Origin of the sequence: Rhodococcus sp. 4CII, assembly GCF_014256275.1 — a bacterium.
In the GTDB taxonomy this organism is placed as follows: domain Bacteria; phylum Actinomycetota; class Actinomycetes; order Mycobacteriales; family Mycobacteriaceae; genus Rhodococcus_F; species Rhodococcus_F wratislaviensis_A.
Map to the genome: position 1 here is coordinate 5,398,693 of NZ_JACCFE010000002.1, position 12,824 is coordinate 5,411,516.

Sequence of the window (12,824 nt, forward strand, 5' to 3'; positions counted from 1 at the left end):
GGGTTACAGCAGGCTCTTGGGCCTGATGGCATTGGCCAGATCCACCAGCGTGTATCGGTGGGTGCGCTCGGGGGCGGTGCGGGCCAGCGCCCGCAGACCGGCCTCGGCGCCCTTGCGCAGCCCTCGTTCGGTGAACGGCACACCCAGGATCGTTTCGGCTTCGGTCGCCGAACTGTGACCGGTCCGCACCCAGTCCAGCGTCGTGCCCAGCACGAGCGTTCGCATCTGCAGCGCCCTGCTCTCCTCGGGTGCGAGCGCGGTGACGCGGAGCGCGGCCTCCCGGAGGGCGGACTCGTCGATCTCCTCGATGGGCCTGCCCGACAACAACATCAGGACACTGGTCATCCGGGCCATCGTGAAGTGGCGGGAGGTGACGGGAACCTGGTCGAGGGCGCTGATGGCACCGGCGAGGTCGCCTCGTTCGGTGAGTTGCCGGGCCAGCCCGAACGCCGCGCTCACCATGCTGTGGTCGGTCCGCCACACCGTCCGGTAGTACTTCTCCGCGAACGTCCGCCACTGAGGATGATCGTCGCTCTCCCGGTGCTGCAGAATCAGTTCGGCGGTGGCGGCCAGCGCAAGCTTGGGTGCGGTCTCGCCGGGCATCGCCTGGAGCACGGATTCGAAATGGGAGAACGCCGTCTCGTATTCGCCGTCGATCAGCGTCGTGAGGCCGGCGTACCAGTCGACGCGCCAGTTGCCGCCCATCTCCTCCCGCACACCGGCGAGGAGTTCGCGGGCGGTGTCGGCGTCGCCGAGATCGAGGTGCGCTTTGATCTCGGCGAGCGTCAGTTCCCGGGAGAACGACACGTCCGCGTCGCCGACGACCCGTTCGATCCCGTTCTCCCGGGCGTGCCGGATGGAATCCAGCGTCTGCCGGGGTTCGCTGTGCACCGCGGCGGCGAGGAGCGGGGCGTTGGGATCGGCCGGGTCGATCAGCGGCACCGCCAACGCCTGCGCGACGGACTGCGGGTCGAGGTTCCGGTCCCGTTCGACGCCGTCGACGTAGACGTCGGTCTGCTCGACCGCGTCGTCGGTGCCGAACGTGGTTCGCTGCTTGCTGAACACGGTGGACAGCCCGGGATGTTCCTCGCCGGTCTGCTGCGCGAGCACCTCGCGCAACACGGCCGTGAGCTGACCTGCCATCTCCTCGGCCGAGGAGAACCGCCGCGCCGGATCGGGGTTGGTGGCGCGTAACAGGAGTCGGTGAAAGAACTCGTACTCGGCGAGGAGCGGCGCGTCCTCGGGAGACGGGATCCCATCGAGATAGCGGCCCTTGTCGGACGGCATGTCGAGCGTCAGCACGGCGAGTGTGCGCCCCACCGTGTAGATGTCGGAGGCCACGGTGGGGCCGGTCCGGACGATCTCCGGAGCCTGATACCCGGGCGTGCCGTACAGGTAACCGTAGTCCTCGATACCGGCGACGGCGCCCAGGTCGATCAACTTGAGAGCGTCCTCGGTGACCATCACGTTGTCGGGTTTGAGGTCGTTGTACACCAGCCCGGTGGAGTGCAGATACGCCAGTGCGGGCAGGATTTCGAGCACGTAGGCGATGGCCTGCTCGATCGGCATCCGCTCGGGTCGCGCGTGCGTCGACAGGACGTCCCGCAGCGAATGACCGCCCACGTACTCCATGACGATGTAGCCCATCGGGGTCCCGTCCGCACGGGGATGCTCCACGAAATTGAAGATCTTCACGATGCTCGGGTGGGCCACCTCGGCGAGGAACTGCCGTTCGGCCACCGCCACGGCCTGAGCTTCGGCGTCGCCGAAGTGCAACAGGCCCTTGAGCACCACCCAGCGGTCGCTGACATTGCGATCGATGGCCAGATAGATCCAGCCGAGACCGCCGTGCGCGATGCAGCCCTGCACCTCGTACTGGCCGCCGATGAGGTCGTTCCGGCCGAGGAGCGGCCGGAAGTCGAAAGTGGCCCCGCACGAGGGGCACACGCCGAACTCGGAACTCTCGGAGGTGGCCCCGGCGCGGCCGACCGGCTTGTTGCATTTCCAGCAGAACCGCTTGCCCTCCGGGACCTTCGGGTCGGTCATCACCGCCGAGGCCGGGTCGAGTGTCGTCACCACGGGAACCTCGACGAGACCCCCGCCGAGTCGCAGGCGCTGCCCGGAACGGGTCCGGGGCGATCGCGTCGAGCGTCCGGTGCCGGACGCGCCGGACGGCCGGGACGTGGGCGCCGCTTGCGTGGCCGGGCCGTCATCCGGTGCGGGGACCGCCGCCTGGGTCGCCGGGCCTTCGTCGGCCTCCCGGACCGCGGCTTGGGTGGCGATGTCCGGGCTGGTGGCCTCCGGATTCTTCGAATGCTGCGGCATACGTCCCCTCAGTCCTGGTACACGGCGGGCGGTGGGCCGGGGGACGGTCCCAGCATCGACAACCATCGGTCGTACATCTCGGTCCAGGTTCCGTCGCGGCGGATGCGTTCGAGGGTGCCGTTGACGAACCGCACCAGGTCGTCGTTCGTCTTGGTGATGCCGATGCCGTACGGTTCGGCCCCCATGCTGTCGCCGACGATGTCGAGGTACGGGTCCTGGGATGCCAGGCCGGCGAGGATCGTGTCGTCGGTGGTCACCGCGTCGACCTGTCGTTGTTGCAGGACCACCAGGCAATCCGACCACATGGGAACCGTCAGGATGTCGGCCTTCGGCGCCACCTGCCGTAACCGTGTCAGCGACGTGGTGCCGGCGACCACGCAGACCCGTTTGCCGTCGAGGTCGGCGGCACCGTGGATGGGTGAGCCCTTCACGACGAGCACCCGTTGCTGCGCCGCGAAGTACTCGGACGAGAACGCCACCCGTTCCTTGCGGTCGCAGGTGATGGTCATCGTCTTCGCCACGATGTCGACCATCGACTCCTGGAGTGCCTTCTCCCGATTGGCCGACGTGAGGATGCGGTAGTCGAGCCGATCGGGATCGCCGAACAGGTCCCGCGAGATCTCCCGGGCGACATCGACGTCGAAGCCCTCGACGGCACCGGTGGTGGGGTCGCGGAAACTCATCAGGTTGCTGCCCGTGTCGAGGCCGACGACGAGACGCCCCCGCGCGCGGATGGCGTCGACCGTCGGCATCGGGGTCGCGGAGTCGTCGGGGAACGGACGCAGGCTCGCCGTGGGATCACCGCAGTCCTCGGCGGGAGTCGGCGGCGCAGCGCCGGCCTCGGGGGCCGGCGTCGCGGCCGCGGGCAACGGGGGTTCGGTATACGAGACACTCGGCGATCCGACGTGCTCCGGACTCGACTGGGCGCACCCACCGGTCAGGACCACAACCGCCAGAAGCAGCAGCACGATCGGGCGCCGCCTCATTGGTATTCCCGCAACCGAGGCCACAACCCGATGATAATTCCGGCGAACGCGATCAGTGTCAGCACGAGGGCGCCCGAACCGAGCGCGGTCAGCACGCGGGCCGCTGAGGCGACGTGGGATCGCAGATGGTCGCGGGCGGTCGCGATTCCGTCGGTCAGCGCGTCGTCGACGGCGGTGAACTGGGCCGCGGAGTCGGCGGGTCCCGGCCCGATGGCCACCGCCGCCGCCGAGACGAAGTCGCCGCGGGCGAGGATCTCGTTCATCCGGTCGTGCGCCGAGGACCAGCCGGTCCATGCCTGCTGGGCCCGGGCCACCTCGTCGCGACCGACCGCTCCGGTCTCCTGGGGGTAGTTCGACAGGACGGCGTCGAGCCGGCCGGACTTGTCCTCGAAGACGGCGTCGTAGTCACCGTTCGAATCGCGGCGGACCAGTTTGAGCGTCTCCTCGGTGCGCGCCTGCTGGGCGAGGATGCGCGCCGCGGTCAACTCGTGCATCGGACGGGCGCCCTGGGTGAGCGCGCGATTGGTGTCGACGGAGGAGACGAGCCCGGCCACCAGCATCCAGACCAGGAGGATCGCGGTGCACGCGGACGCCAGCATCAGTCCGAGATTGAACGTGCGCCGGCTGAGTCTCGCGAGCACGACCTGGGCGACGACCAGCGCGACGAGCGCGATCAGCACCAGGATCAGCGCGAACCAGGGCGGACGCGAGTAGTCCCGCTGGGTGTCCGCGACGTCGGATTCCTGCAGGGTGTGCAACTCCTGCGCCATCGGCAGCATGCTCGTCTGCATCAGCGTGGACGCCTCGCTGAGATAGGCGGCACCGACGGGATGACCGGTGCGATTGTTGGCCCGCGCGGTTTCGACGAGACCCGAGTAGACGCTGAGCTCGCTGGAGATGGAGGCGAGCAGACGCCGGCTGTCGACGTCGCTCGCGGCGAGTCCGCCCGACGCGTACACGAGGTCGGCGGACGCCGTGCCGATCGCCTGCGAATACGTGTCCCGGAGTTCGGGCGGTTCGAGACCGCCGGAGATGAACGCCGTCGTGGCCGCGGCATCTGCCACCGACAGGGCGCTGTACAGATTCTGCGCCGAGAACGACAGCGGTTCGGTCTCGGCGAGGACGCTGTCGAGTGTGGCTTCCCGGCCGTTCACGGTGGATGCGGCCACTAATCCGGCGACGAGGGTGAGCAGGACCAGGAGGGCGCCGAGCGCGGTGAGTTTGGCGGGAGTCGACGCGAGGAACGCGCGCAGTTCCTTGCGGCGCGCCACCGCGGGGTCGACGTCGTCGTCCGCGGCGGCAGACAATGCGCGGCTGCCGTGGGGTTCGATCGACGGTGCCTCACGCAGAACCACCTCGCACCCCTCCCGTGTCACGGCCGCACCTTGGTGGGGAGCATATAAGCAGCAGTCGGTTCCCGGCTGCCGACGGGCAGTTCCGGGAGAAACCGTTAGTGTGAGAGAACTGCAGGGTGACCCATCAGGTCGGACAGGGGTAGTCGATGCGTGGTGACGGTGACGGCTGGGCAACCGGGCCGGACGGCAGTCGTCATTGGGGCAAGCACGGTGCGGCCGGGTTGTTGCTGCGGGCGCCGCTGCCGGACGAGACGCCGGCCGTGCTGCTGCAGCACCGGGCTGCGTGGAGCCACCAGGGTGGGACGTGGGCGTTGCCCGGCGGCGCCCGGGACAGTCACGAGACCACCACCCACGCCGCGGTTCGTGAGGCGCACGAGGAAGCAGGCATCGACAGCGCGGCCATCCGCGTCCGCACCGAGGTCGTCACCATGGAGGCGGCGAGCGGCTGGAGTTACACCACCGTGATCGCCGACGCCGAGCGCCCGCTGCCGACGGTCCCGAACGGGGAGAGCACCGAACTGCGCTGGGTACGGGAGGCAGACGTCGCCGGCCTGCCCCTGCACCCCGGATTCGAAGCGGGATGGCCGCGACTGCGGACCACCGAGGTGCGACTGCTGTTCGCGAGGTACGACGTGCTGGGAGAGCGCGGTGCGTTGCCGCAGCTGTCGAAGGCGCTGCCCCGCACGGTGCGCCTGCCCGACGGCATGTACGGGTGGCTGCCGCGCATCGAAGTGCTCGAGTCGGCGGACACGGTCGGCCTGCTCGCCGAACCGGTCGGCCACGGCACCACGCTGGGCACGGTCACGGCGGTCGTCGCCACCGACCCCGAGCTGGTCGAACAGTTGCCGGCCACCGTCGTCGTCCTGACGCCGGCGACTGTGCTGGGCTGGCTGGATCAGCCGTAACTAGGCGTTCTGCTGCAGGAGGGCCGACAGCGAGCGCGCGGCGGCCTGCGGGTCGCGGGCCTCGGTGATCGCGCGTACGACCACGATGCGGGTCGCCCCGGCGGCGAGGATCTCCGGTACGCGGGCCTCGTCGATGCCGCCGATCGCGAACCACGGGCGGTTGGTCGCGGAGTCTGCGGTCGAACGCACGAGATCGATGCCCGACGCGGTCCGGCCGGGTTTGGTGGGTGTGGCCCACACCGGCCCGGTGCAGAAGTAGTCGACGCCGTCCTCGATGGCCGCGAGGCTGGCCTGCGCGCGGCTGTGGGTGGAGCGGCCGATCAGCACGTCGGACCCGACGACGGTCCGCGCGTACGGAACGGGCAGGTCACCCTGACCGAGGTGCAGCACGTCCGCCCCGGCCGCCAGCGCCATGTCGGCGCGGTCGTTCACCGCGAGCAGCGCGCCGTGCCGCCTGGCCGCGGCCGCGAGCACCGACAGCGCCGCGAGTTCGTCCCGGGCGTCCATCGTGCCGAACTTTTTCTCGCCGGCCGAGCCCTTGTCCCGGAGCTGGATGATGTCGACGCCACCGGACAGCGCGGCTTCGGCGAACTGCGCCAGGTCGCCCTTCTCGCGCCTGGCGTCGGTGCACAGGTACAAGCGCGCCGCTCCGAGGCGGCGCCGACGGTCCGTGAGGTTGCTGTGGTGCGTGGTGGTCACGGCATGACGGTAGCCTCTACGGTGAAAGTGCAACACGGGAGTCCCGGGGAACGTGGGGCTGAGAGGGGCTCACGCCGAGCCCGACCGTCATACCTGACCCGGATCATGCCGGCGCAGGAAGTGAGGTGGAGTCAATGGCGAGATCGGTGTCCGTCGTCGGAGGCGGAGTGATCGGCCTGTCCATTGCGTGGCGCGCAGCCCGCAACGGCTGGTCGGTGCGGCTGTACGACCCGTCGATCGGTTCGGGGGCGTCCTGGGTGGCGGGCGGAATGCTCGCCCCGTTGTCCGAGGGCTGGCCAGGTGAGGAGAGCGTCCTCGAACTGGGGAGCGCATCGCTAGATCGGTGGCCCGAATTCGGGAAGGAACTCGAGGCCGGGGCCGGGGTCGACCTGTTCACGTCGGAGAGTTCGCTCACCGTCGCTCTGGACGGTGCGGACGCCGAGGACCTGCGGACCATCGCGGAATGGGTGGGTGCGCAGGGGCGGGATCTGCAGATCCTGAACCGCGCCGAGGTCCGGGCACTCGAACCGATGCTGGGCCGCGGAGTCCGGTTGGGGCTCTTGGCCGTCGACGAACTGGCTGTCGACAACCGGCTGCTGCTGCAGGCGTTGCGGCGCTGCGCCGTGGACGCGGGAGCGGAGCTGATCGGTGAGGCCGTGCAGAGCATCGACCGGCTCGAGACGGACCAGATCGTGGTCACCGCCGGCATCGCGTCGCCGGCCCTGTGGCCGGGACTTCCGGTCCGGCCGGTGAAGGGTGAGATTTTGCGGTTGCGTGCCCGTCCCGGGGTGACCCCTGCGCCGGGACGCACCATCCGTGGCAGCGTCCACGGCCGGCCCGCGTATCTGGTGCCGCGCGCCGACGGCATCGTCGTCGGAGCCACCCAGTACGAATCGGGCAACGACACGCAGGTCACGGTGGCGGGTGTCCGCGACCTGATCGCGGACGCCGAGGCGCTGATGCCGGCGATCGGCGAGTACGAACTGCGCGAGGCCTCGGCGGGTCTGCGCCCGATGACCCCGGACAATTTGCCTCTGATCGGCCGGGTGTCCGATCGTGTGGTGGTGGCGACGGGGCACGGCCGCAACGGCATCCTGCTCACTCCGGTGACCGCCGACGCGACGGTGGCACTGTTGGAGGGCTCGGCACTGGTCGAGGCGAAAGCCGCCGACCCCGAACGTTTCGAAAAGGTAGCGAGGTAAGAGATGAGTGAGCAGCAAGTAGTGGTGCCGATCGGCATCAGCGTCAACGGTGAGGACCACGAGTTCACGGAACCACTGACCGTCGCCGGGCTGCTGGAGGCGCTGAACCTGCCGTCCAAAGGCATCGCAGTGGCGGTGAACGGCGCGGTGTTCCCGCGCGCCCGGTGGGACGAACTGGTGGTCCGGGGCTGGGAGATCGAGATCCTCACGGCGGTGCAGGGTGGCTGACGCGACTGTCGGCCTGCAGAAGGGCCTCACCATCGCGGGACGGACGTTCGGTTCCCGATTGATCATGGGCACCGGCGGCGCCGCCAACCTCACCGTGCTCGAGGAGGCCCTCGTGGCGTCCGGCACCGAGCTGACCACGGTCGCGATGCGCCGCGTGGACGCCGTGGGCGGCACCGGCGTGCTGGACCTGCTGCGCAGGCTCGACATCGCGCCGCTGCCCAATACCGCGGGGTGCCGCGGTGCGGCCGAGGCTGTGCTGACGGCGCAACTCGCCCGCGAGGCGCTCGAGACCGACTGGGTGAAGCTCGAGGTCATCGCCGACGAACGCACCCTGATGCCCGACGCCATCGAGTTGGTCAGCGCGGCAGAACAACTGGTGGACGACGGGTTCGTCGTCCTGCCGTACACCACCGACGATCCGGTGCTGGCCCGCAGGCTCGAGGATGTCGGGTGTGTCGCCGTGATGCCGCTGGGCTCGCCGATCGGCACCGGGCTCGGTATCGCGAATCCGCACAACATCCAGATGATCGTGGAGGGTGCCGGGGTGCCCGTCGTCCTCGACGCCGGCATCGGAACTGCCAGCGACGCGACCCTCGCGATGGAACTCGGCTGCGACGCGGTGCTGCTGGCGACGGCCGTGACCAGGGCGAAGGATCCGGCGCTCATGGCGTCGGCGATGCGCGAAGCCGTGGTGGCCGGGTACGAGGCACGGCACGCCGGCCGCATTCCCAAGCGATTCTGGGCGCAGGCGTCGTCGTAGTCCTCGGGGTTCCATCGGGGTCCCGCTCAGGGTCCGACCGGTACCAGGGGACGAGTCGGGAGTAGACCTGCGGCCGATGCGCGCCGGCCGCAGGTTCCGGCATCCTTCTCATCATGATTGAAGTGAGGGGACTGACAAAGACCTTCGGTGCGACGAAGGCGGTGGACAACCTGACGTTCACCGTGAAGCCGGGTATGGTCACCGGCTTCCTCGGCCCGAACGGTGCAGGCAAATCGACGACCATGCGCATGATCCTCGGGCTGGACCGTCCCACGGCGGGCAGCGCGCTGATCGATGGCAAACCGTACAGCGACCTGGTGCAGCCGCTGCGGACGGTGGGGGCTCTGCTCGACGCGAAGTGGGTGCACCCCAACCGGTCCGCCCGCGCCCATCTGCAGTGGATGGCCGCGTCCAACTCGCTGCCCAAGAGCCGGGTCGACGAGGTACTGCACCTCGTCGGGCTGACCGAGGTGGCGGGCAAGAAGGCCGGCGGGTTCTCGCTCGGCATGTCCCAGCGACTGGGCCTGGCCGCCACGCTGCTCGGCGACCCGAAGGTGCTGCTGTTCGACGAGCCGGTCAACGGACTCGACCCCGAAGGCATCGTCTGGATCCGCAAGTTCATGCAGCGCCTCGCCGCGGAGGGCCGCACCGTGCTGGTGTCGAGCCACCTGCTGTCCGAGATGGCGCTCACCGCAGAACATCTGGTGGTCATCGGGCGCGGTCGCCTGATCGCCGACACCACCGTCTCCGAGTTCGTCAGCAAGTCCTCGGAATCGACGGTGCGCGTGCGCAGCCCGCAGTTGGACGCATTGCGCAGTGCGCTCACGTCCACGGGTCTCACCGTCCGCGAGGACGGATCCGACGGACAGCAGGCGCTCGTCGTGGTGGATTCGAGTACGGACGCCGTCGGCGCGATCGCCGGTGCGCAGGGCATCGTCCTGCACGAGTTGGCATCTCAGCGCGGATCGCTCGAGGACGCCTTCATGAAGTTGACCGGAGACGACGTGCAGTACCACGCAGAGGGCGTCGAAGATGTGATGAGGGGTGCACTGTAATGGCTGTTCTCAATGCCGAACGGATCAAGATCACGTCGACGAGGTCGCCGTGGTGGTGCACCGTCATCATCATCGTGCTGGGTCTCGGTCTCGCGGCGGTCATCGGGCTGAGCGCGAAGGCCAGCATCAACTCCTTCAACAACCAGATCGCGGACGGTAAGAAACCGGACTTCGACCCGTTCCTGCCGCAGATGGCCGACGCCGTCGGCGGTGTGTCCGGGTTCGGCGTGCTGGTCCTGATGATCCTCGCCGCACTGGCTGTGACCAGCGAATACCGCTTCGGGGTCATCCGCACCACGTTCCAGGCCATCCCGAACCGGGCGTCCGTCCTGATCGCGAAGGCCGGTCTGATCGGCGCGTTCGGTGCCGTGCTGACGTTCGTTCTCACCTTCGGCGCGTACGCCATCGCGAAGGCGACCGCGGGCGACGAGGCGGGAGCCGCCCTCACCCTGTCGGGTGACGACGCGTGGCGGTCGATCTACGGCGTCCCGATCTACGCGTTCCTGTGCGTGGTGCTGGCCGTCGGTGTCGGTACGCTGCTGCGCCAGTCGGCGGGCGCGATCGCCCTGCTGCTGCTGTGGCCGCTGCTGATCGAGAGCTTGTTCAATCTGTTCGGCTCGTTCGGCACGAAGGTCATGCCGTTCCTGCCCTTCCTCAACGCCAACAACTTCCTTGGGGCGCAGCAGGGAGTCGATTTCTATTGGGGTCCGTGGGGCAGCCTGGTGTACTTCGCGGTGTTCGTCTTCGTGATCTTCGGGGCCGGTCTGGTGGTCGTGAACAAGCGCGACGCCTGACACCCGATACAGTACTTTCGCCCTGCTCCTCCGCCAGGTGATCGTCGGGAGGCCTGGCTGAGGTGACGGCGGGGCGGGAGCTTGTGGGCCGGTGCGAAATCCATTCGCGCCGGCCCACAGGTGCTTCTACGTTAGGCTCCCGACATGCGACTACGGGGCGTCTTCACAGTCGGAGTGGCCGGTGCGCTGGTGCTGGCCGGGTGCTCGTCGACGAGTGAACCCGATGCGCCGCCGCTCGACGCGGACGCTCTCGCTGCCTCGGTCACCGAGTCCGGAGTGGTGGCGCATCTGCAGCAACTGCAGACGATCGCCGACGACAACAACGGCAACCGCGCGGCCGGGACCGCCGGGTACGACGCGAGCGTCGACTACGTCGCACAGGTTCTGGAAGACAAGGGTTTCGACGTCCAGACCCCGGAGTTCGAGTTCCACAGGTTCGACGTCGGGGCGGAGGCACTGAGGTCCAGCGGTGGCGACTTCGAGGTGCGGGCGCTGTCGTATTCGCCGTCCACCGGTCCGCAGGGAATCACCGCCCGGCTTGTGCCCGCCCCGAAGGACGAGAGCCCGGGATGCGAGGTCACCGATTACGACGGTCTCGACGTGACCGGGGCGATCGTCCTCGTGAACCGGGGGGTGTGCCCGTTCGCGGCCAAGCAGCAGATCGCCGCCGAGCGCGGCGCCGCGGGCGTGATCGTCGTCAACAACGCGGACGGACCGATGAGCGGCGGCACCCTCGGCAACCCCGACGCGGGCAAGGTTCCCACCGGCGGGGTGAGCAAGGCGGACGGCGCCGCACTCGAGCAGGCCGGCGGTGACGTCACCCTCACCCTCGACACCACCACCGAATCGAGCACGGCCCGCAACGTCATCGCCCAGACCAAGACCGGCTCGACCGACGACGTCGTGATGGTCGGCGCGCACCTCGACAGCGTCCCGGAAGGCCCCGGTATCAACGACAACGGCACCGGCGTCGCCTCGATCCTCGAAACGGCCGGGCAACTCGGCGGATCGCCCGACGTCGACAACGCGGTGCGCTTCGCGTTCTGGGGCGCCGAGGAATTGGGTCTGCTCGGGTCGGAGGCGTACGTGAACGGCCTCAGCGACGAGCAGCGGAACGACATCGCGCTGTACCTGAACTTCGACATGCTCGGCTCCGAGAACGCCGGCTACCTGGCCTACGACGGCGACAACTCCGACAACGTCGGCGAGGGGCCCGGACCCGAGGGCTCCGCGGGCATCGAGCGCACGTTCGTCGAGTACCTCCAGCGCAACGGTGTCGCCGCGGACGGCACGGACTTCGACGGCCGGTCCGACTACGGGCCGTTCATCGAGCACCAGATCCCGTCGGGGGGCGTGTTCAGCGGCGCCGACGAGACGAAGACACCCGAGCAGGCGCAGAAGTGGGGCGGCACCCCGGGGGTGACGTACGACGAGAACTATCACAGCGCGACCGATACCCTCGAGAACGTGAACCGGGCCGCGCTCGCCAAGAATGCCGCCGCGGTCGCGTATGCCGTCGGGGTCTACGCGGAGTCGCTCGCCGGCCCGAACGGCGTCCCCGCCGGCGCGGACCGGGAGAAGGCGCGGGCCGCGGAGTGATATCCGATTCGTCACGGTTGATGCATGTGACGCTGGGTTACTCTTACTGTCGTGAGTGACGACCCGGCCGACGAGAATGCTGCCGAGTTCGACGCTGCGCCCACACCGAAACGCGGCGACAAGATTCTGGGCTGGGTGGGGTCGGTGAACCGGCAACCGCAGCTGATCGAGGGGCTGCGGAAGGTCCGTCGGGCGATGCCCGGCGATCCCGCGTTCGGTGACCCCCTGTCGACGGCGGGACCCGGCAGCGCACGCGCCATCGCGCGCGTCGCGGACCGCTTCCTCGACCACCAGCCCGGCGCGTCCCGCGAGATGAGTCTGGGCGCGCTGCAGGTGTGGCAGGCCCTGCTCGAACGCACCGGCCGCGGTCGTGGAACGCGCGAGGTGACCATCGTGTTCACCGACCTGGTCGGGTTCTCTACCTGGTCGCTGCCGGCCGGCGACAGCGCCACCCTCGCCCTGCTGCGCGGCGTCGCCCGGGCCGTCGAGACGCCGATCGTCGATCGGGGCGGGCATGTGGTGAAACGACTGGGGGACGGCGTGATGGCCGTCTTCTCCAGTCCGGACCGCGCGATCGACGCCGTCTTCGCGGCGCAGGAGGCGCTCGCCGGGGTGGAGGTGGACGGCTACCACCCCCGCATGCGCGTCGGTATCCACACCGGTGTGCCCCGGCAGATCGGCGGCGACTGGCTGGGGGTGGACGTGACGATCGCGGCCCGTATGATGGAACTGGGCGGCGACGGCAACGTGATGGCGTCGTCCGCCACGCTGTCGAGTCTGCAGCCGGGCACCCTCGAGGAACTCGGTGTCGGCGTCAAACCCTGGCGCCGCGCGTTCTTCGCCCCCGCACCCAGTGGGGTGCCATCCGACCTCGGGATCTGGCGGCTGCGGCTCCGCCGCCCGTGAGTACTTCTCA

At 69.2% G+C, this 12,824-nt stretch carries 12 protein-coding genes and 1 riboswitch; of the genes, 8 read left to right on the forward strand and 4 right to left on the reverse strand.

All coding sequences use genetic code 11. The features are described 5' to 3' along the window. Positions 1–3 precede the first annotated feature (3 nt). The 3 genes from H0B43_RS25665 to H0B43_RS25675 are packed head-to-tail and all read right to left on the reverse strand — an operon-like array spanning position 4 to position 4,687. Positions 4–2,325 (reverse strand): serine/threonine-protein kinase, encoded by a 2,322-nt coding sequence (locus H0B43_RS25665; protein WP_185725371.1) that lies wholly within the window; start codon positions 2,323–2,325, stop codon positions 4–6. A gap of 8 nt (positions 2,326–2,333) precedes the next feature. Then, on the reverse strand, positions 2,334–3,311 hold the full coding sequence (locus tag H0B43_RS25670) for a glutamate ABC transporter substrate-binding protein (RefSeq protein ID WP_185725370.1): 978 nt from the start codon (positions 3,309–3,311) through the stop codon (positions 2,334–2,336). Continuing rightward, complete coding sequence (locus H0B43_RS25675; protein WP_185725369.1) at positions 3,308–4,687, reverse strand: hypothetical protein; 1,380 nt, start codon at positions 4,685–4,687, stop codon at positions 3,308–3,310. Before H0B43_RS25675 ends, H0B43_RS25670 begins: the two co-directional genes overlap by 4 nt. 125 nt (positions 4,688–4,812) lie before the next feature. On the opposite strand from H0B43_RS25675, the gene H0B43_RS25680 reads away from it, so the two are divergent. Then, entirely contained in the window at positions 4,813–5,571 is a 759-nt protein-coding gene (locus H0B43_RS25680; protein ID WP_185725368.1) for an NUDIX hydrolase, read from the forward strand. Here H0B43_RS25680 and thiE read toward each other — a convergent pair whose 3' ends face one another. Beyond that, a complete protein-coding gene (thiE, locus tag H0B43_RS25685; protein WP_185725367.1) occupies positions 5,572–6,270 on the reverse strand; it encodes a thiamine phosphate synthase in 699 nt (232 codons plus the stop codon). A 24-nt stretch (positions 6,271–6,294) separates the two neighbouring features. Continuing rightward, positions 6,295–6,407: riboswitch (TPP riboswitch) on the forward strand. On the opposite strand from thiE, the gene thiO reads away from it, so the two are divergent. From thiO to H0B43_RS25720, 7 genes are all read left to right on the forward strand, one after another. After that, entirely contained in the window at positions 6,405–7,472 is a 1,068-nt protein-coding gene (thiO, locus tag H0B43_RS25690) for a glycine oxidase ThiO (RefSeq protein WP_185725366.1), read from the forward strand. Its footprint overlaps the riboswitch before it by 3 nt. A gap of 3 nt (positions 7,473–7,475) precedes the next feature. Beyond that, the gene (gene thiS / locus H0B43_RS25695) at positions 7,476–7,700 is read left to right on the forward strand and encodes a sulfur carrier protein ThiS (RefSeq protein WP_185725365.1); all 225 of its coding nucleotides are present in this window, start codon (positions 7,476–7,478) and stop codon (positions 7,698–7,700) included. Then, on the forward strand, positions 7,693–8,460 hold the full coding sequence (locus tag H0B43_RS25700) for a thiazole synthase (protein WP_185725364.1): 768 nt from the start codon (positions 7,693–7,695) through the stop codon (positions 8,458–8,460). The genes thiS and H0B43_RS25700 overlap by 8 nt, the downstream gene beginning before the upstream one ends. 113 nt (positions 8,461–8,573) lie before the next feature. Then, positions 8,574–9,515: an ABC transporter ATP-binding protein gene (locus H0B43_RS25705; RefSeq protein ID WP_185725363.1), complete on the forward strand. Its 942-nt coding sequence runs from the start codon at positions 8,574–8,576 to the stop codon at positions 9,513–9,515. After that, positions 9,515–10,309, forward strand: coding sequence for an ABC transporter permease (locus H0B43_RS25710; RefSeq protein ID WP_185725362.1), 795 nt, complete (start codon positions 9,515–9,517; stop codon positions 10,307–10,309). Before H0B43_RS25705 ends, H0B43_RS25710 begins: the two co-directional genes overlap by 1 nt. Before the next feature lie 144 nt (positions 10,310–10,453). After that, positions 10,454–11,908: a M20/M25/M40 family metallo-hydrolase gene (locus H0B43_RS25715; protein ID WP_185725361.1), complete on the forward strand. Its 1,455-nt coding sequence runs from the start codon at positions 10,454–10,456 to the stop codon at positions 11,906–11,908. Positions 11,909–11,959: 51 nt separating this feature from the next. Then, on the forward strand, positions 11,960–12,814 hold the full coding sequence (locus H0B43_RS25720) for an adenylate/guanylate cyclase domain-containing protein (RefSeq protein ID WP_185725360.1): 855 nt from the start codon (positions 11,960–11,962) through the stop codon (positions 12,812–12,814). The last annotated feature ends 10 nt before the right edge of the window (positions 12,815–12,824 follow it).